Source organism: Chloroflexota bacterium (assembly GCA_016235055.1).
Lineage (GTDB): Bacteria > Chloroflexota > Anaerolineae > JACRMK01 > JACRMK01 > JACRMK01.
Genome location: JACRMK010000078.1, coordinates 120,085 through 139,361, shown reverse-complemented (window position 1 = coordinate 139,361; position 19,277 = coordinate 120,085). Strand labels below are relative to the sequence as shown.

The following is a 19,277-nucleotide window of genomic DNA, read 5'->3' as shown; positions in this document are numbered from 1 at the left end:
ACACGCATTACTCGATCGTCATTACCGATACGGTCCGTAGTTGGAAGGTTCCGAGTGCCGGAACCGGCAGCACAACATTGTATAGTCCAGAGACGGATACCTGGGCGCCGGATACCCAACTGCTGGGATCCGATGGTTCGACCACCACGGTCAACTGGCCCGGATCCAGCGTGACCAGATAGCCGCGCACCGTATCCTGCACCTGTGTCGTAGTTTGCCGCGGGTTGTGCACAATCGAGTTGGTGCCTTCGCGCACGGCCATTTGCATCGTCACATACGAGTAAAACACCACCGCAAACCCCAGGACGAATGTCAACACCATCAGAATAACTGGAAAGGTCAGGGCGAATTCTACGAACGCCTGACCGCGCGCGCCGGGTTCCCGGATTGGTTTCTTCATGGTGATCACCGAATCGGCATCGCAACTGCATAGTGGACGTGATAGACCGACGGCAGGCCAAGCCGATCAAAGAATGGAAACGACATGCCGCTGCTGAACGAGCTCAGGGTGTAGTGCACGGTGACGGTGATGCCCGAGCCGATGGTCGCGCTCGGCGCGATCGGGCGTTCCACCAGGAACGTCTGCGACTTGATCAGTTGTTGCGCGCGCATCGGCTCGCCGACGGCGACAAACGACTCGTTGGCGACGCGATTGAAATACTCTTCCCAGAGCGTAACGCTGTTGCCGCCATACGATGAGCCGTCGTTGGTGCCCGTGCAATTCGGCTGCGGCTGGCTGGCGCACGACGCATCCGCCAGTTGCGGATACATCGACGCGAACACCGCTCCCTCGCGCGCCGCATTGACCACACCCAGGTATGTGCTGAACACAATCCCCATTTCGATGATCATCAGCAGGATGAGCAGAATAAACGGGAGGCTGAACGCAACCTCGACGATGCTTTGCCCACGCTGCTCGTCGTGTTGCAACATGCTCACCTTCCGCTTGGCGTTCATTACTGGCTCCCTGTAAGGCCGGCAGGTGTCACGTTCTGCGCCGACGCTGTGCCGTCCGCGTCCGTCGTCAACTGCTCGTCAAGTAACTCCGATCGACGATGGGTCGCAATACCATCCTACCTGCATACCAGTATACGCGTTCGGACTTCGGCTACAATAGTACCGAGCACCCATAGGAATGATAAGTTGCACATTACTGTCTTGAGCAGCCTCGCTAGCGAGCTGGCCGACCATTGCTCTGCGCCTTTGACCCGGCAAATGCGGCAATGTGCGCCTGGACGTTGCGTTTCACGGTTTCCTCGGACGACATTGCACGTGGAGCGTTCGACTTCGCGGCGGAAATGCATCTAAAGTGACGCCCCAGCAGGTTAATCCGTGCCCTGCGGAACCAGGGCACTAGCTGTAGGTGTCGGAACGCGGTGGGTTAAGAAGGAGGGCTAGAAAAGGAGACTCGCGGCCGCGCTTTACTGCGCAGACCGCGAGTTCCTTGGCGATCGCAACGGTCGCCGACTGATCAAGACGCCGGCCGCAACTATGGAAATTGCCGGGCATGCAATTGCGGACCATCCACACTACGGATTACATATTAGCACGTTTGTACTGGGGAGCAATAGCCTTGCGGTACTAGCGGGGGAACAAATCGCGCGCTTATGCGCACTATGTGGCTGGCAGCCGCAAGCCGACGCGTGTGCCACGCCCCAATGCGCTGTCGAAGTGGACCTCGCCGCCGAGCATCTCCACCCGTTCGATGATGTTACCGATGCCGAGCGTTTTGCGCTCGCGCACATCGGAGAGCACATGTTGAACGTCAAAACCGGTCCCGTCATCAACCACCGACGCGTTGACGAATATCTCGCCGACGTCGAGGTTGATTTCGATGTGCCCGGCGTTGCCATGTCGCTGCGCATTGATGAGCAGCTCCTGGATGATCCGGAAGATAACGACTTCGATGTGGCTGGGCAGGCGGCGGTCCTTGCCCATGATGGTCAATTCAGTGCTGATCTGGGTATTGTTCTGGAACTCCTGCACATAACGCCGCAACGTCGGGAACAGTCCGAGGTCGTCCAGCATCATGGGACGCAGGTCAAAGATGAACCCGCGAATGCGCTGGAATGTCCCCGTCGCGGAGCCTTTAAGCGCGCTCATCTCTTCGCGCGCGCGCTGCGGATCGGCCGCCAGCAGGCGTTCGACGACTTCGGCCTGCAGGACCAGATTGCTCAAGGCCGTCGCCGGGCCATCGTGCATCTGGCGCGCCAGTCGCTGGCGCTCGCTCTCCTGCGCGTCGATGATACGCATGATCGTCTGCAGTGCGGACAGCCCGCCGGTGGTGCGCTTGACTGGCGCGGCGCCCGGCGCGGGCTCCGGCGGCGCCAGCATCTCGATGTCTTTGACCACCGCCTGGAGTTGCGCAGCGTACGTGTCCATCACCTGGCGGCGGTTCTCCAGTTGCTCCACCTGCGAGCGCATCATGAACAGCCGCATCTGCGCCTCGCGCGCAGTCTCGAAGACCTCCCAGATCTCTGTGCGCGAGTAGTTGTCGATGTTGGACTGAATCTGCCGCTGCCGGTTGATCAGCTGTACCTCGCGCCGTGTCAGCGTCTCAACCTCGCCGCGGCTCTGGCGCAGCAGCAGGTCGATCTCGCCCGTCGTATTCTGCAGGCGCGACAGTTCGGCGCGCAGTTTACCCAGCACATCGCCGGGCGCCAGCGCCAACGGGATGACCGCTTCTGTCATACCGTGTCCTCGAGGCGAATCCAACCCTGGCGCAGCGCATACAGCGCCGCCTGCGTGCGGTCCTCGACCGACAACTTACGCAGAATGGATGTCATGTGGTTCTTGACGGTCTGCCGCGAGATGCCAAGTTCCTTGGCGATCTCCTTATTGCTCTGGCCGCGCCCGATCTGCTGGAGAATTTCCATTTCGCGCGAGGACAACGGGACAAACGAATCTTCGGGGAAATCAACTGAGGCCGAGCTCAGCGCGGCCAGTTTCTGCAACAGCCAGGCGTGCGCCTGCTTCTCGGTGACCGCGTTGCCCTCAATGATGAACTGGCCCTGCGATGCCATGCGAATGGCGCCGATCAGTTCGTGCGGCATCACTTCCTTGGCATAGCAGGCTGCCGCACCAGCCCGCAGGGCATGCAGGAATTGCGCATCATTGATGTAGGCAGTCAGCACAATCACGGACGGTCCATCGTCAATCTGGCGGATTTCGCGCGTGGCCTGCAGGCCGTTCATGCCCGGCAGACTCACGTCCATCAGGACGATCTGCGGCATGAGTCGCTGCGCTTCGGTCACCGCGATCAGACCGTCGGCGGCCTCGCCGATGACCTCCATGTCTTTCTCGCGCTCCAGAATGCGCCGCAGCCCATGGCGGACCATTGGATGGTCGTCGACAATCAGAATTTTGATTTTGGGCGCATCCGTAGTCATGGCAGCATCGCTTGGCAACCGCGGGATAAGGCTGCCTGAGAGTATAGCATCTTTTGGGCGCGTAGGGCAAACGTCAGCAATGCGTCCCGGTGCGTCTGACCAGCGGGGCGCAAGGTGTAAGCACCATGATCGGAATCGGCCGGCCTGTTACTCGCGCGCGGTAGGCGCGATATCCAGCATAGGTCCGCTCGGCCGCGCGCCAATAGCGGTCGTACTCGTCGCCGCGCGCCTCGTGCGCGACATGCGCTACCGGTTGCCGGTCGACCAGCACGTTGGCACGCGCGTCAGCGCGCAGATTGTAGCACCAGCCGGGGACGCGCGCGCGGCCAAAGTTCGTACCGATCAACGCAAAATTGGCGTCGTTCGGTTGCACCCGCACGCACAGCAACGGGAGCGTGCGCGGCAATCCGGTCCGGGCTCCCGTGGTCGTCACCAGCGCCACGGGCAAGCCAGTCAGGGCAGTCGTCAAGGTCCAGCGGCCTCCGCTCAACCTGAACGCGGCGCGGTCACCGAGATGCAGCACCGGCGCGACCAGTGCCGCACCCCAGGGCGTGGCGGCCAGCCGCTGCACCGCCCGGTGCAACATACCGTAACGATTTTGCTCCATGCGGCCATTGTATCGGTGGGCGACAAACGCGTCAACTCGCGGCGGTGGCAAGCCAGGGCTTTTCCAAAGTCCAAGCGCGCGCTGCCCCCATCCTTACCTTCCCCCGTTCGCAACTGCAGCGAACAGGGGAAGGAGTCAATCCCCTCGCCTGCGACGCCGGCGATGCGGCGGGGCGTCGGGCCCCGCCGCGCTTATCGGTCAGCGGCGCTGTGCAGCGGCTTCTCGCCGCTGCACGTTAAGCATGGCCTGACGTGAGGCCAGGCCACAACGAAGCCGCTGACCAGCGCGTCGCGGGAGAGGGTTAGGGAGAGGGCAAATCCGACTTTGAAGAGACCCTGGGTGGCAAGCCGAGTGCTGATGTTCTTGCCGCCGTTTGCACAGCCAGCGCCGCTTGCGATAGAATCAGCGCTGCATGCCTATCCGTTACAGCTTTCCACCGCGCATGATCATCGCGCGCACGCCGTCTTTCCTGTTCGGCCGCCGGTCGTCGTACGCCGACTTTCGAGCGGCGTTTGCGGCCGTCGGCACAACGCCGCTCGTCTGTAACGCCGAGCGTATTCCGCAGGCGGAGCCGTTCATCGCGGTCATGAACCACTGCCACCGCCCGGAGATTCCGTCATGGTGGTTTGCGATGGCGCTGTGCCACGCCATCGGCGATCGGCGGCGCGGGCACGCGCCGCACGAGCCGCGCATGATTGTCGCCCGGCACTGGACGTATGACAACTGCTGGCAGCGCGCGACTATCGGCGCTGGCAGCGCGTTTGTCGTCGGCCGCATTATTCGCGCGTACGGGTACCTCGGCATGGAACCGGTCGCGCTCGGCACGGCCGAAGCCGGGCAGCGCGCGCGCTCCATGCGGCAGATACTGGACGCGGCCCGGTGCGCGCGCACCTCGGGCGATATCATTGGCATTGCGCCCGAAGGTGGCGACACGCCGGGCGGAGTGATGCAGCGGCCGCCACCCGGCGCAGGGCGCTTCTTGTGGCTGCTGGCCGCCGCCGGCATGCCGTTCCTGCCCTTCGGGCTATCTGTGCAGGGCGACCGGTTGCGCGTCGCCGTGGGCGAGTTGTTCTCGCCGCCGGATGTGCGAGCGGCGGGCGGCCCGCCGCCCGCAGACAAGGCTGCGTTCGACGAGTGGGTGCTGCAAGAGATAATGGGACGCGTCGCGCTGCTGCTGCCGCCTGATCTACGCGGCTATTATGCAGAACGCCTTCCCGCTGGCGCGCACTGAACCGCAACAGCCGATTGGATTTGCCAGGGCCATGGTGACCCCGATGACAAGCACTTCTGATGCCCGCGCCATTTTCGATGCGGCGCTCGCCGCCGCCGATTCGTACGCCGCAGTGAGCCGCTCACTTCGGCTCGATGGAGATACGCTGGTCGTCGGGCCGCACCGGTTGGCGCTCCCGGCGGACGGTCGCATCTTCGTCGTCGGCGCCGGCAAAGCCAGCGCGCGCATGACGCGTGCGGCCGAGGCTGCGCTTGGCAGCCGGATCGCCGGCGGCGTCATCGCCGTCAAGGACGGCCATCTGGTTCCGACCGGCCGGGTGGAGGTGCGCGCAGCGGGGCATCCGCTGCCCGATGCGCGCAGCCTGGCCGCAGGGCAAGCGATGCTCGACCAGGTGAGCAACCGAAGTGCAAGGGACGTCGTGTTGTGCCTGCTGTCGGGCGGCGGCTCCGCGTTGATGGAGGCGCTGGGTGACGGATTGTCGCTGGACGATCTGCGCGCCGTGACACGCGGCATCATGCTCGGCGGCGCCACCATCGTGGAGTTAAACGCCGTGCGCAAGCACCTGTCGCTGCTGAAGGGCGGGCAACTGGCGCGGCGCGCGCGCCCGGCCCGCGTGGCCGCGCTCATCCTGTCCGATGTCGTGGGTGATGATCTGTCGTCGATCGCATCGGGGCCAACCACGGCCGACCCGTCAACATTTTCGGACGCGCTGGACATCGTGCGCCGCTACGGCCTGGATCAGCAACCGGACGCGAAGGCGGTGACCCGCTATCTGACGCGCGGCGCGGCGGGCGAGCTTCCTGACACCCCCAAACCCGGCGATCCGCTGTTTGACGGCGTCTGCAACGTAGTCGTCGGCAGCAACCGGCTCGCCATCGACGCCGCGGCGGCGCACGCGGCATCGCTCGGCTATCACACCGAGGTCTTGACGACCTACTTGCAGGGCGAGGCGCGGGAAGCGGGGCGTGTGCTGGCCGGCATTGCCCGCGAGCGCACCGAGCGCCGCGCGTCCGGCGAGCGCTGGTGCCTGCTCGCCGGTGGCGAGACGACCGTCACCGTGCGCGGTCGCGGGCGCGGCGGCCGCAATCACGAAATGGCGCTGGCGGCGGCGCTGGCGCTGGATGGGGTGCCCGGGGTGACGATGCTGTGTGCCGCCACCGACGGCGGCGACGGCACATCCGACGCTGCCGGTGCGATCTGCGATGGCGAGACGCTGCGGCGCGCGCGGGCACGCGGCCTGCGGGCACAGGCGATGCTCGACGACAACGACTCGCACGCGTTCTTTGCGGCGCTCGACGGGCAGGTGCAGCCGGGCCCCACGTTGACCAACGTCAACGACGTTGCCATTATGCTCGTGCAATAGCGAGACCGCATCGCGCGGAAACCAAAACGCCCGGGAGCAACAACTCCCGGGCGTCTTGTTTCTATACCAGTGCGAACTAGTGTTTCGCGTCGGCGCGGCGGCGGTCGTTCGGCCGGTTGGTCGGATCGAGCGAGTCCATGATGTTCTTCACGAGCGCTTCGGTGCCTTCGCGATCGGTAAAGAAGTCCTTCTCGATGCCGATGTAGTTTTGCCACTGCGCCGGCACGCTGTCGGCGTCGAAGATGGCATCGACCGGGCACTCCGGCTCGCACGCGCCACACTCGATACACTCATCGGGACTGATGTAGTATTTGTCGGCGCCCTCATAGATGCAGTCGACCGGGCAGACGTCGACGCACGCAGCGTCCTTGACGGCCACACAGGGCTCGGCGATGATGAACACAGCCATAGAAGATTGTTCTCCTTGTTAGTATCTAACGCTTGCAGCTCGGCGTCTATTTAATCACAATTCAACAGCGCTGTCAACATTTTTCGAGCGTCGCGAGCGTCGGGCGTCGGCCTGAGCGCAGCGGTCTCAGACCGCCTCGGCAAACCTGGCCCAGGACGCAAGGACAGGTTTCAAGTTTGTCCGAGCGTGCGGATCGGTGGCTCGTCCATCTTCGCCGGGCGATTCACGAACCGCGCCGACGCCGACTGAGGGAGCTCCAGCCCTTACCGCTTCGTCGCGTCTTCCAGTTCGACGCGCATGACTTCCCACGCGTGCCGCGCCTCGTAAACCGAACCTTCATCCTCGATCGTCGTAATGTCGCCGGGGTCTTTGTCAAGCGTCACCGCCTTCAGCACGCGGCGCATAATCTTGCCGCTGCGCGTCTTTGGCAGCCCGTTTACAAAGTTCAACTCGCCGATCACCGCCACCGGCCCCAGTTCGGTGCGCACCGTGTCCAGCAGTTCCTTCTTCAGCGCCTCCGACGGCTGGCGGCCCGCCTTCAACACCACGAACGCCGAGATGACCTCCATGCGCAGCGGGTCGGGGCGTCCGGTCACGCCCGCCTCGGCCACCGCCGGGTTCTTCAGCAGCGCCGTCTCGACCTCGATCGTGCCAAGCCGGTGCCCGGCGATCTTGATGATCTCGTCGGCGCGCCCGGCGAACCAGACATAGCCGTCGCTATCGATGTGCGCCGAGTCGCCGGTGTAGTACACGCCTTCCATGCGGCTCCAGTAGTCGCGGCCGTAGCGCTCCGGCTCGCCCCACAGCGCCGCCGTCAGGCCGGGGAACGGGCGCTTGATGACCATGATGCCCTTCTCGTTCGGCGGGCACGGCTTGCCGTCGGCGTCCACCACCTCGACCTCGATGCCGGCCAGCGGCAGGGTCGCCGAGCCCGGCTTGATCGGCAGCATGGCGATGCCGTACGGGTTGCCGAAGATCGGTCCGCCCGTTTCAGTCTGCCACATGTGGTCGATCACCGGGATGCGGTCCTTGAGCACGACCTTCTGCAGCCACTCCCACGCGGGCGCATTCAGCACCTCGCCGGCGCAGAACACGCGCTCCAGCGAGGCGTGGCTATGCCGGGCGGGCAACTCCTCGCCATAGCGCATCAGCAGGCGCACCGCCGTCGGCGACGTGAACACGCCCGTGACGGCGAACTCCTCGACGATGCGCCAGAACGTCGCGGCATCCGGGTAGTCGAGCGAGCCTTCGTAGGCGATGCTCGTGCAGCCGGTGATCAGCGGCGCATAGACGATGTACGAGTGACCGACGACCCAGCCGATGTCGGAGGTCGACCACCAGACGTCGGTCGACTTGAGACCGAAGACCCACTGGCCCATGCTATGGATGTGCACCTGGTAGCCGCCGTGCGTATGGATCGCCAGCTTCGGCTTGGCGGTCGTGCCGGATGTCGCGAGAATGTACGCCGGCTCGTTCGATTCCATCTCAACATAGCCGCTATCCTGCCCCTGCCCCTTCGACAGGAACGCATCCCAAGTCATGTCGCGGCCTTCCTTCATGGCCACGTCGGCGCTGGAGCGCCGGTTGACGATGCAGTGCTCGATGCCGTCGCAACCCGCGTCGAGCGCAGCGTCCACCAGACCCTTCAGCGGCACATCTTTGCCCTTGCGATAGGTGATATCGGAAGCGAACAACAGGCGCGCGCCGCTCGCCTTGATGCGGTCGGCCAGCGCGCCGGAGCCAAATCCGGCGAAGACGACGATGTGAATCGCGCCGATGCGCAGGCAGGCCAGCATCAGCGCGATCGCCTCCGGCGCGGTCGGCATATAGATCGCGATCCGGTCGCCCTTCTGGATGCCCATGCCGCGCAGCGCCGCCGCGATCTGCTCGGTTTCGCGCAGCAACTGCGCGTACGTGAACACGCGCCGCTCGCCGCGCTCGCTGGCGTAGATCAGCGCCGCGTGCCCGCCCCAGCCGCGCCGCACGTGATGGTCGAGCGCGTTGTACGCGATGTTGGTGCGGCCGCCGGAGAACCACTTGAACGTCGGGTACTGCCAGTCAAAGACCGAGTCCCACTTGCGGAACCACGGAAGCGCCTCGGCGGCGCGCCCCCAGAACGCATCCGGGTTGTCGGTCGCATCCTGTTTCCAGCGGCGAACGAGCGGGTTCATCAGGTCCATGGGCAGTCTCCTGGCGAGTGAGGTATGGCCGAGCCAAAGCGCAGCCGGGCCAGACGATAATGCCCGAATTATAGGTTTGGCGCGCGATAAACGCAAAGACCTCGCGGGTTTTGGAAACCCGCGAGGTCTACAGTAGCTTTACTGCGTGCCCCATTCGACGGCGTCTTTTGCCGCTCAGAGGGACGCGCCGTTTCGCCTACCCGCCGCCGGCCGGGCCGCCCAGCCCGCCCTCGGTCAGCTTGCGGATGTCGCCGAGCACGTTGTCAATATCGGCCACCGTGATCAGCGTGCCGTTGTCCTTATTCTTCAGATCGCCGCGCGCGATGCGCTCCGATGCCACTTCGCGGATCGTCATGTTGCGCTTCATGGCGTCCTTCACCAGCTCGGCCGCCGACATATAGCCAATCAGCGGGTTGAGCGCGGTGGCGACGATGGCGTTCTTCGCCAGCCAGCCCTCGGCCTTCGCCTTCTGCGCCACCACGCCCTTGACGCACGTCTCGGTGAACGCCTTGATCGAGCCGATCATGACCTGCATCGCCTCGAACAGGTTGTGCGCGATGATCGGCATCATCACGTTCAGTTCCAGTTGGCCGGCCTGCGCCGCCAGTGTCACCGTGTGGTCGCAGCCCTGCACGTGAAACATCGCCATGTCCAGCATCTCGGCCAGCACCGGATTCACCTTGCCAGGCATAATCGACGAGCCGGGCTGCACGGCCGGCAGGCGGATCTCGTCGAGGCCGGTCGTCGGGCCGGACGAGAGCAGGCGGAAGTCGTTGGCGATGCGCACCAGAGTGATCGCCAGCACGCGCAGCGACGATGAGAAGTCGGCCGCGTCGGCCTGGCTCTGCATGCCCTCGAACAGGTTGTCCGACTCGTACAGCTTGATGCCGGTCAGCTTCGACATCTGGGCGACCATGCCCTTGTGGTAATCGGGGTGCGCGTTCAGGCCGGTGCCGGTCGCGGTGCCGCCGATCGGCATGCGCCGCAGCCCCTCAGCCGCGCGGGCAATGCGCTCGCGGTCGCGCGCCACCGCTTTGGCGTAGCCGCCGAACTCCTGGCCCAACCGGATCGGCACGGCGTCCTGCAGGTGCGTGCGCCCAGACTTGACGATGCCGTCGAACTCAACGGCCTTGGCCTGCAGGGCCGCCGCCAGCGCGTCCACCGCCGCCAGCAACTCATCGACGCGCCACAGACAGCCAAGCCGGATCGCCGTCGGGATCGTGTCGTTGGTCGACTGCGCCATGTTCACATCGTCGTTCGGCTTGACGATGTAGTTGCCGCGCTTGCCGCCCAGCTTCTCAGTCGCCAGGTTGGCAAGCACTTCGTTGGCGTTCATGTTGTGGCTGGTGCCCGCGCCCGCCTGCACCGGGTCCACCACAAACTGCGCGTCGTACTGGCCGGCCATGACGTCGGCCGCTGCGGCGACGATCGCTTCGGCCTTCCTGGCGTCGAGCAAACCCAGATCGCGGTTCACGGTGGCCGCCGAGCTCTTGATGGCCGCCATGCTCCAGATGAAGGCCCGCCACGGGCGCATGCCGGAAATCGGGAAGTTCAGGACCGCGCGCTGGGTCTGAACACCGTAGAGTGCATCGGCCGGAACCTGCAACTCGCCGAGAGAATCTTTTTCTATACGATAGTCCATAGACGGGGGCTCCTTGGGGAAGTTGAGGGACAATGCTGAACAAGCCTAAGCGGATTGGCCGGCATGGTCAAGTGACAATTGTCCCGCAATAATTGTGACAGACGGCGCAACCCCACGGCGAAGCGTGCAAATACATCGTTTGCCCGTATTTATTAGTGTTTGATCACGTGCGATTGATGCGGGCTGGCCAAAAGTGGTTTGTCGATTGTTTGCTAGATGAGTATAATTGTTGACGCCCTAAACTATTACGCAGCTCGTTTGCAACCGGAGCGAAGCACCATCACAATTTGTGCTTCCCGTCACAAATCTTAGGAGTGCAACCTTTATGCCACACGTCGGACAAGACCTGGTCTTGCGCGTTGGCGGCGACTCGGCCGCCGGCGGTATCGTCGCGACGGGCGAAATCTTCGCCTACATGGCCGCCTGGGCCGGGCTGGAAGTCTACACCACCCGCACCATTCCCGCCGAAATCAAGGGCGGGCACGTCATGTACCAGATGCGCGCCGCGCTCGAGCCCCTCACTGCGCAGGGTGATGAACTCGATGTCCTGCTTGCATATGACGAGGAGACGTTCGAGCGCTATTACAAGATGCTGAAGCCGGAAGGTCTGCTGGTATTCAACAGCAACGACCTACAGGTGGAAACGACCGGCCACCGCCATCGCCGCATCGGCGTGCCGATGCATGACATCGCGAAGTCGCTTAACTTCGCCCGCGGCTACAACATGGTCGCCGTCGGCGCGCTCGTCAAGCTGTTCGACATGGACATGGATATCGCGATACAGAGCGTGACCAAGCGCCTCGGTCATGGTCGCGCCGCGGAATCACTGGCCGTGAACCTCGACGCGCTGCAGAAGGGCTTCGAGTACATTGAGCAGGCGGTCGGCAAGGAACCGCCCTTCCACCTGCCGCTGCCGAAAGAGAAGCGCGCCGAGCGCATCATCGTCTCCGGCAACCAGGCGCTGGCGATGGGCGTCATCGCGTCGGGCTGCCGCTTCATGGCCGGCTACCCGATCACCCCGGCGTCCGAGATCATGGAATTCCTCGCGGCCGAGTTCCCACATATCGGCGGTACGATGATTCAAGCCGAGGACGAGATCGCCGCATGCGGCATGGCGGTCGGCGGCTCGTTCACCGGCCAGCGCGCGATGACCGCCACCTCCGGCCCCGGCCTCGCGTTGATGATCGAAATGATCAGCCACGCCAGCATGACCGAAACGCCGTTGCTGGTGGTTGACGTGCAGCGCGTCGGGCCCTCGACCGGCATGCCGACCAAGGTCTCGCAGGGCGACCTGCGCCTGGCCTGCTACGGCGGCAACGACGATTCCCCGCGCTTCGTCGTCGCGGCCACGAGCGTCGAGGACTGCTTCTACATCGTTCCGCATGCGTTCAATCTCACTGAGCTTTACCAGGCGCCGGTCATCGTGCTGTCCGACCAGGACATGGCCGTGCGCGTGCAGACCGTGGCCCCGTTCGACGTGTCGAAGGTCAAGAATGAGTCGCGCCTGGTCTGGGACCCGAAGGCAGCCAACGGCGCCGGATACGAACGCTATGTGGACACGCCGAACGGCGTCTCTGCGATGTCGATCCCGGGCCAGGCCGGCGGGCAGTACACCGCCGAGGGCCTGGAGCACTTCCCGAGCGGCGCGCCGGCCTTCAGCGCGGAGCTGCACGCCAAGAACATGCGCAAGCGCGCCCGCAAGCTCGAGGCTGCCGTCGAGTACGTCGAGAAGAACGAGTTGTGGGAGGAGTTCGGCGATCCGTCGTCGACGATCGGCATCCTCGGCTGGGGCTCGGTCATCGGCCCCGTGCGTGAAGCCGTCATCGACCTGGCCACCGAAGGCATCAAGGTACACGCGCTTTTCCCGAAGGTGATCCAGCCCCTGCCGGAGCACAAGCTGGCCGAGTTCCTGAAGGGCAAGCAGGAGCGGCTGGTGACGGAGATGAACTTCTCCGGCCAGTTCGCCGAGATGCTGCAGGCCAAGTATCTGATTCCGTTCACTCACGTCAACAGCTATAGCGGTGTGCCGTTCCTGACCAGCGAGATCATGGCGGCCATTCGCGAAGCCCATGCGCGACTGAAATAAGAGGGGGAGAGTATCATGACGTCGATTCCTTTGACATCCACAGTGGCGCCGCTGCTCAACCAGGTCAAGCTCAAACCGAACGACTACAAAAGCGAAGTCAAGCCGATCTGGTGTCCGGGTTGCGGCGATTTTGGCGTACTGGCGGCGTTCTACCGGGCGCTGAGCGATCTCGGCGTGTCGCCGGAAAAAGCAGTCATCGCTTCCGGCATCGGCTGCTCGGGCCGTTTCCCGGCGTTCGTGGAGTCGTACGGCTTCCACGGCGTGCACGGGCGCGCCCTGCCGCTGGCCACCGGCATCAAGATGGCGAACCCCGATCTGATGGTCGCAGCCATCGGCGGCGACGGCGACGCCTTCTCGATCGGCGCCGGCCACCTGCCGCACGCGGCGCGTCGTAACATCGACCTGACCTACATCGTCATGGACAACGAGATCTACGGCCTGACGAAGGGCCAGGCCTCGCCGACCAGCCCGGTCGGCTTGAGCCCGAAGGGTGCGCCGTACGGCGAGATCAAAGCGGCCAAGTCGACGCCGTACGGCAACTCCGATGCGCCGATCAACCCGATCGTGATGGCGCTGGCCTACGGCGCGACGTACATTGCGCGCGGCTTCTCCTCGAAGCCCAGGGAGATGGTCGAGTTGATCAAGCGCGGCCTGACGCACAAGGGCTTCGCGTTCATCCAGATCTACTCGCCATGCGTGACGTTCTTCGACACGTACGATCATTTCAAAGAGAAGACGGCGCCCCTGCCCGCGGACCACAACTCGCGCGACAAGATCGCGGCATTCAAGATGGCGCTGGACGAGGAGCACCTCTACCTCGGCGAGTTCTACACCGAAGACCGGCCGAGCATGGCGGAAAACGCCAGGGCGATTCGGGAGCGCGCCGGGTCGAACTTCTCAATGGACAGCCTGATCGAGCGGTACAAAGGCTAGTTTCTCTCACACGACCGACGTGGCGCGAGGGAAACAGGGTCCGCCCTGTTTCCCTCGTTCCGTATCGGCTGGAGCACGCATGTCGAACGAAACACCGGTACGCCCGCGACACCCCGAGTGGCTCAAGGTGCGCGCGCCGTGGGGCGAAGACTATTCCCGCCTGCGGCAGATGTTCCGCGAGCTGCAACTGCACACGGTCTGCGAAGAGGCGATCTGCCCGAACATCGGCGAATGCTGGGGCGCGGGCACCGCGACGATCATGATCCTCGGCGAGGTCTGCACGCGCGCCTGCCGCTTCTGCGCCGTGACGACCGGCGACCCGGGCGGCATCGCCGACCAGTTGGAGCCGTGGCGCGTCAGCGATGCGATTGCCAAGATGGGCCTGTCGTACGTGGTGATCACGTCCGTGGACCGCGACGACCTGCCCGATGAAGGCGCGGGCATCTTCGCCGACACGATCCGCCACGTGCGCGCCAAAGCGCCGCAGACCATCGTGGAGGTGCTGATCCCGGACTTCAAGGGCAAGCGCGACCTGCTGCAGCAGGTCGTGGAGGCGCGCCCGGCGGTCATCGCACAGAATATCGAAACGGTGCGCCGCCTGACGCACGACGTGCGCGACAAACGCGCTGGCTACGACCAGACACTCCGCGTCCTGCGGGCGGTCAAAGCGATGGAACCGGCCATGAAGACTAAGAGCAGCATCATGCTCGGCCTGGGCGAGACTTACGACGAGGTCGTTGAGACGATGCGCGACCTGCGCGGCGCGGGCTGCGATCTGCTGGCGATCGGCCAGTACCTGCGGCCAACCGACAAGCGCCGCCACTACCCGATGATGGAGTACGTCCACCCCGATGTCTTCGCGCGCTTGCGCGAAGACGGCCTGCGGCTGGGCTTCCTGTACGTCGCGTCCGGGCCGCTAGTGCGTTCTTCGTACAAAGCCTGGGAGGCGGCGCGGCTCTTCCCGAATGGTGCTCCGGCTTAGCCGGCCATGCGGTATTGCCGCTGAAACGTATTCTATGAAACTGAACGCAACTTTCTCCTGGGAGGGAGTACCTATGCAGTATGCACATCCTGAATACCTGGTCGAAACCGAGTGGGTTGCACAGCATCTGAAAGACCCCGCGGTGCGCATCGCCGAATCCGACGAGGACTATCTGCTGTACGAAACCGGCCACATCCCGGGCGCGGTCAAGATCGACTGGTTCACCGTCCTGCAGGACCCGGTACGCCGCGACTTCCTGAGCCAGCCGGCGTTCGAGCAGTTGTGCGCCGCCCACGGCATCGCCGGCGACACAACGGTCGTGTTCTACGGCGACAAGAATAACTGGTTCGCCTGCTACTCGTTCTGGCTGTTCCAGTATTACGGCCACATGAACTGCAAGATCATGAACGGCAGCCGCGCTAAGTGGGAGCGCGAAGGCCGCCCGACCACGCGCGAGGTGCCTGCCTATCCGCAGACAACGTACAAGGCCAAGGCACCCGCGGCACGCCTACGCGCGTTCCGCGACGACGTGATGAAGCACGTGGGCATCAAGGGCGCGCTGGTGGATGTGCGCTCGCCCAAGGAGTACACCGGCGAGCTGCTGCACATGCCCGGCTACCCGCAGGAAGGCGCGCAGCGCGGCGGACACATCCCCGGCGCGGTGAGCATCCCGTGGGCGATGGCCGTGGCCGAAGACAACACGTTCAAGCCGGCCGGCGAGTTGAAGGCAATCTACGAGGGCAAAGGCATCACGCCCGACCGTGACATCGTCGCCTACTGCCGCATTGGCGAGCGAAGCGCGCACACCTGGTTCGTATTGACCTACCTGCTCGGCTACCCGCAGGTGCGCAACTATGATGGGTCGTGGACCGAGTGGGGCAACCTCGTCAACGCGCCGATCGAGAAAGACTACAAGCCGTGAGCATGGACCGCCAGGCGCAGATCGAGTACCTGCTCGATCACTACCAGAACCCGCGCAACCGGGGCGAGATGCCCGACGCTTCGGCGCAGTTGCAGGGCGGCCACGAGGGGTGCAGTGACATCGTCACGATGTATATCAAGGTCGAGGGCGACAAGCTGGCTCGCGTGACCTTCACCGGTGAAGGCTGCACCATCAGCCAGGCGTCGGCGTCGATCATGACCGAGCTGGCGCAGGGCAAAACCCTCGCGGAGATCGAGGCGCTGGATCACGCGATCATCGAGGAGGAAATGGGCCGGGAGGTTGTGACCACACGACCACGCTGTGCGACCCTGAGCCTCGACGTGCTCAAGCTGGCCGTCAAGCAGTATCGCGACAAGCTGCGCATGACCGCATAGGCCGCTGATCTGGACGACGAAGCGGGCGAGACGCATTGTCTCGCCCGCTTTTCATTTGTCTCCGCGGAACTGTAGCCGACCTTACCGATACCGCGCCGTTCCACGACCGCCGGTCGCGGGCACAGGGGTACAGCCACAAGCGTCGGAGACCACACGTGACGCCGACGCGCGTTTCTGACCTGCCGGCTCTCCGGCGATGCACCCAGCGTGGGGTCGGCATAGGCCATCGCCAGGCGCAGGCGGTTTCTGGGTGCCCTGCTCGGTCACGCACGCAGCGGAATCAACACCGCGAAACAGCTATTGATGCCGCTGCGATTGTATCGAAAGATTGCGCCCGTTCGTTTTAGTTGGTAAGGCAGGCTGTGACGGCCACGCATATTGTGCCGTGATATCCGTCGCCGCAGCTCCGTGACGACGTTGCTGTCCCTCTGCGTGGGAGGACATCGCGGCGTTTGCCCGGCCAACTCACGCAGGGACACTCGATCCCTCAGCGTTTCACCGCAGCCAGACCGCGCACGGCAACGGCACGCGCCGCACCTCTAACTTGCCGTTCTTTCCACGCTGGCCGACGACCGGCATTTTCGGTTGATGCGTTTCGCGTTGGCGCAGCTGCCCTTGTGTCGCGCAGTCTTCCTGGCACTGCTGCGTAACTGACGGTTGTAGCCGGCGAGCCGGCGGGGCCGTACGTTGTTCTTCCGCGCGGCCATCGAGCAGGCTGCCATCAGCGAAGCGTGTAAACAATCACGCCCATCACTCATCGAAAGGCTGCGTGTGCATTATCGTCACAAACCGATGAATGAATCGCAGGCGCGAGGCAGGATTTGAGCAGGGCAGATGCCCGCTTACCGGAACGAGGTACTTGCCCCATGTGGAGATTGTGATTTGAGCATAGTCAATACTGAAAACGAGTTGAAAGGCGGGACGGCGCGACCTAAAAAAGCCAAAATGCCTCGTACCAACCTTCTTGTGTTTTGCACCATCCTCATGGTCGCCGGGACGGTCGGTTCGTTCTCAATCAAGCAAATGCCGGAACATGCAGCGGCAAGCAATTCCACCGATGACCACGTCTCATCGGCGTCGGGACAGATCATCTATCTTGCGTCGCTGACGCCGGGCGCGTCGCCGTTTTCGCGTGCAGATTTTGAGGCCGAGGGGGTTCGCGTCGTGAGCAGCCTGGCCGAAGCGAGAGTGCCGGCCAGCCCCGCCATCGCGGCGATCATCGTCGACCATGTGACACTGGCGGAGGCGGAACCCGCTTGGCTGACCGATCAGTATCGCGGTGGTGTGGTTATCGTCGGACTCAACGTCAATATGAACGAGCTACTTAGAGTCCTTCCACCGCCGGCCAACGATCCCAGCTACAGTCCCCTACCCTGGGGGCAGGGTTACGCGCCAGGCCGACCGCACTACTCGATAATCGATGAACGGGGGAAATGCTGGCAGCAAACGCAAGACCATTTCGATAGGCCGGACTTGAAGCCGTTCATGCAGCGCCTGCGCACGCGGATTCAGTCCAGATGCAACACGCCATAATCCTGGTTATCGCGTGGCGGTCACAATTTACCTTTGCGGAGGCAGCGATGAGCGGGTTCTCATGGTCCGTGGGGCGAGGTGTGATATTAGCCATCGGGCTATTCCTGAGCCTGTCGGTAATGATTGCCCTGGCTGAAACGCAGTATTGGAACCCAATCGGGACGGAGTTGGCGGGCACGACCTATCAAAAGCGGCAGGTCCAGCTCGGGGACTATGCGCGAGGGTCTTCCTCTGCCGTCAACCCGATTGGCTCAGTCCGCGCAGAAGTGCATGCTTTTAGCAACGACCCGGGCAATTGGAACGGTGGTTGGGCTTTGAAAGATGCGGCTGTCGCAGAAAACTCCGTATTTGCAACTACCCCGTGGGTCGGGCTGGATGGATACTATTCGAGCGGGTTTTACGGCTGCGATGTGTACCGATGCTATAGCACAACTCAGCATTTGTTTTACCGAACAAATCCCTATTACACGAGTACGGACGGGGGACATTCGTCGTGGGTTTGCTTCAACACTCCCGGTTGCTGAACCGCAGACGTTTATGGCTCATGGCTTCGGCTACTAACAATTGACACCACCTCCCACAATTTCTTATTGACATCCCCGCCGACTGCATCCACGAACGCACGCAGTCCGTTTGGGGCGCTCCCGCCGCGGGCGATGGCATCCAGATCGTACAGCGCTTGCGCCACTGCGGCGCGCTCCTCGAGCAGTCCGTTGAACTGCGCGTCGCAGCGCGCGATCGGCGGCGGGTAGTGGCATATCTCGTCGGCGATGCGCCGCCTCTCGCGTTCAAGGATAGCGCGTATCTGCTGCAATTCGGTCATGGCGCCTGCCATCCGTTTGTCCGTCGCTGCGCGCTGGCCTCACGCCAGCGCGTGTCGTTGCGGCCCAGCCTCATGCTGGGCCGCGCTTAACGCGCAGCGGCTTGAGGCCGCTGCGTAGCGCGGTCGGCGGCAAGAGCCGCCGACGGTCTATCCGTTGACGGCCGCGTCAAACTCCGCGATCGCCTGCTGCGATAGCGCATGCTCACCCATGCTCTGCATGAGCGCCCACGGCACCGTCACCGCGCGCGCGCCGGCCAGCACCGCCGCCATCGTCTCGTCGGTGCTCTTCAGGCTGGCGGCCATCACCTCGGTCGAACTGCCCGCAATGCGGCACACCTCCACCATCTGCCGGGTCAGCGCGACACCATCACCGAGCAGCCGCGTGGAGCGGTTGACGTACGGGATGATGTAGCGCGCGCCCGCCTCGCACGCCATCAGCGCCTGTGAGGTTGAAAAGATCGCCGTGATCGCGCAGGTCGCGCGCTTGGACATGCGCTGCAGCACGGTCAGACCGTTCAACGTGCAGGCGATCTTCAGTCCCAGGCGCGGCCCGAGCTTGATGTACTGCTCCGCCTCCGCCAGCATTGACTCTACCGGACCGTTTCGCAATTGGTGGAAGACGATGCCAGGGCACGCTTCAAGCAGCGCTGGGATGATCTCGGCGGCGGGCCGCTTCTCGCGTGCGATGATCGATGGATTGGTGGTGATGCCGGCGAGGAAGCCGAGCGGCATGGCCGCGCGCACGTCATCGAGGTTGGCTGAATCAAGAAAGATCGCCATAG

General features: G+C 63.8%; 18 protein-coding genes. 8 read left to right on the top strand and 10 right to left on the bottom strand.

What is annotated here, in order from left to right; translation table 11 throughout:
• Positions 1–7: 7 nt before the first annotated feature.
• From HZB53_19440 to HZB53_19420, 5 genes are all read right to left on the bottom strand, one after another.
• Complete coding sequence (locus HZB53_19440) at positions 8–400, bottom strand: pilus assembly protein (GenBank protein MBI5879826.1); 393 nt, start codon at positions 398–400, stop codon at positions 8–10.
• A 5-nt stretch (positions 401–405) separates the two neighbouring features.
• Positions 406–957: a pilus assembly protein gene (locus tag HZB53_19435; GenBank protein MBI5879825.1), complete on the bottom strand. Its 552-nt coding sequence runs from the start codon at positions 955–957 to the stop codon at positions 406–408.
• A gap of 657 nt (positions 958–1,614) precedes the next feature.
• Positions 1,615–2,691, bottom strand: a complete 1,077-nt coding sequence (locus HZB53_19430) for a sensor histidine kinase (GenBank protein MBI5879824.1) — start codon at positions 2,689–2,691, stop codon at positions 1,615–1,617.
• Positions 2,688–3,389, bottom strand: a complete 702-nt coding sequence (locus tag HZB53_19425; GenBank protein ID MBI5879823.1) for a response regulator transcription factor — start codon at positions 3,387–3,389, stop codon at positions 2,688–2,690. Before HZB53_19425 ends, HZB53_19430 begins: the two co-directional genes overlap by 4 nt.
• A 73-nt stretch (positions 3,390–3,462) precedes the next feature.
• Positions 3,463–3,996, bottom strand: coding sequence for a nitroreductase family deazaflavin-dependent oxidoreductase (locus HZB53_19420; protein ID MBI5879822.1), 534 nt, complete (start codon positions 3,994–3,996; stop codon positions 3,463–3,465).
• A gap of 412 nt (positions 3,997–4,408) precedes the next feature.
• On the opposite strand from HZB53_19420, the gene HZB53_19415 reads away from it, so the two are divergent.
• The gene (locus HZB53_19415) at positions 4,409–5,227 is read left to right on the top strand and encodes a 1-acyl-sn-glycerol-3-phosphate acyltransferase (protein ID MBI5879821.1); all 819 of its coding nucleotides are present in this window, start codon (positions 4,409–4,411) and stop codon (positions 5,225–5,227) included.
• A gap of 31 nt (positions 5,228–5,258) precedes the next feature.
• Positions 5,259–6,590 carry a DUF4147 domain-containing protein gene (locus HZB53_19410; GenBank protein MBI5879820.1) on the top strand — a complete coding sequence of 444 codons (1,332 nt, stop codon included), beginning with the start codon at positions 5,259–5,261 and terminating at the stop codon, positions 6,588–6,590.
• Between the two features lie 76 nt (positions 6,591–6,666).
• On the opposite strand, the gene HZB53_19405 is transcribed toward HZB53_19410, so the two are convergent.
• From HZB53_19405 to HZB53_19395, 3 genes are all read right to left on the bottom strand, one after another.
• Positions 6,667–6,999 (bottom strand): ferredoxin family protein, encoded by a 333-nt coding sequence (locus HZB53_19405; protein MBI5879819.1) that lies wholly within the window; start codon positions 6,997–6,999, stop codon positions 6,667–6,669.
• 263 nt (positions 7,000–7,262) lie between these two features.
• The gene (locus HZB53_19400) at positions 7,263–9,179 is read right to left on the bottom strand and encodes an acetate--CoA ligase (GenBank protein ID MBI5879818.1); all 1,917 of its coding nucleotides are present in this window, start codon (positions 9,177–9,179) and stop codon (positions 7,263–7,265) included.
• Between the two features lie 196 nt (positions 9,180–9,375).
• Positions 9,376–10,821 (bottom strand): aspartate ammonia-lyase, encoded by a 1,446-nt coding sequence (locus tag HZB53_19395; GenBank protein MBI5879817.1) that lies wholly within the window; start codon positions 10,819–10,821, stop codon positions 9,376–9,378.
• Between the two features lie 325 nt (positions 10,822–11,146).
• On the opposite strand from HZB53_19395, the gene HZB53_19390 reads away from it, so the two are divergent.
• The 6 genes from HZB53_19390 to HZB53_19365 all read left to right on the top strand — a co-directional run bounded on the left by HZB53_19390 (position 11,147) and on the right by HZB53_19365 (position 17,672).
• Complete coding sequence (locus HZB53_19390; protein MBI5879816.1) at positions 11,147–12,907, top strand: 2-oxoacid:acceptor oxidoreductase subunit alpha; 1,761 nt, start codon at positions 11,147–11,149, stop codon at positions 12,905–12,907.
• Between the two features lie 15 nt (positions 12,908–12,922).
• A complete protein-coding gene (locus HZB53_19385) occupies positions 12,923–13,840 on the top strand; it encodes a 2-oxoacid:ferredoxin oxidoreductase subunit beta (GenBank protein ID MBI5879815.1) in 918 nt (305 codons plus the stop codon).
• 79 nt (positions 13,841–13,919) lie between these two features.
• Positions 13,920–14,822: a lipoyl synthase gene (lipA, locus tag HZB53_19380; protein MBI5879814.1), complete on the top strand. Its 903-nt coding sequence runs from the start codon at positions 13,920–13,922 to the stop codon at positions 14,820–14,822.
• A 73-nt stretch (positions 14,823–14,895) separates the two neighbouring features.
• Positions 14,896–15,744 (top strand): sulfurtransferase, encoded by an 849-nt coding sequence (locus HZB53_19375; protein ID MBI5879813.1) that lies wholly within the window; start codon positions 14,896–14,898, stop codon positions 15,742–15,744.
• A gap of 2 nt (positions 15,745–15,746) precedes the next feature.
• Positions 15,747–16,139, top strand: a complete 393-nt coding sequence (locus HZB53_19370) for an iron-sulfur cluster assembly scaffold protein (GenBank protein MBI5879812.1) — start codon at positions 15,747–15,749, stop codon at positions 16,137–16,139.
• 882 nt (positions 16,140–17,021) lie between these two features.
• The gene (locus HZB53_19365; protein ID MBI5879811.1) at positions 17,022–17,672 is read left to right on the top strand and encodes a hypothetical protein; all 651 of its coding nucleotides are present in this window, start codon (positions 17,022–17,024) and stop codon (positions 17,670–17,672) included.
• 535 nt (positions 17,673–18,207) lie between these two features.
• Here the strand turns inward: HZB53_19365 and HZB53_19360 are convergent.
• Both HZB53_19360 and HZB53_19355 read right to left on the bottom strand, forming a co-directional pair.
• Positions 18,208–18,495 carry a hypothetical protein gene (locus HZB53_19360; protein MBI5879810.1) on the bottom strand — a complete coding sequence of 96 codons (288 nt, stop codon included), beginning with the start codon at positions 18,493–18,495 and terminating at the stop codon, positions 18,208–18,210.
• A gap of 147 nt (positions 18,496–18,642) precedes the next feature.
• Positions 18,643–19,275, bottom strand: coding sequence for a transaldolase (locus HZB53_19355; protein MBI5879809.1), 633 nt, complete (start codon positions 19,273–19,275; stop codon positions 18,643–18,645).
• Between the last annotated feature and the right edge of the window lie 2 nt (positions 19,276–19,277).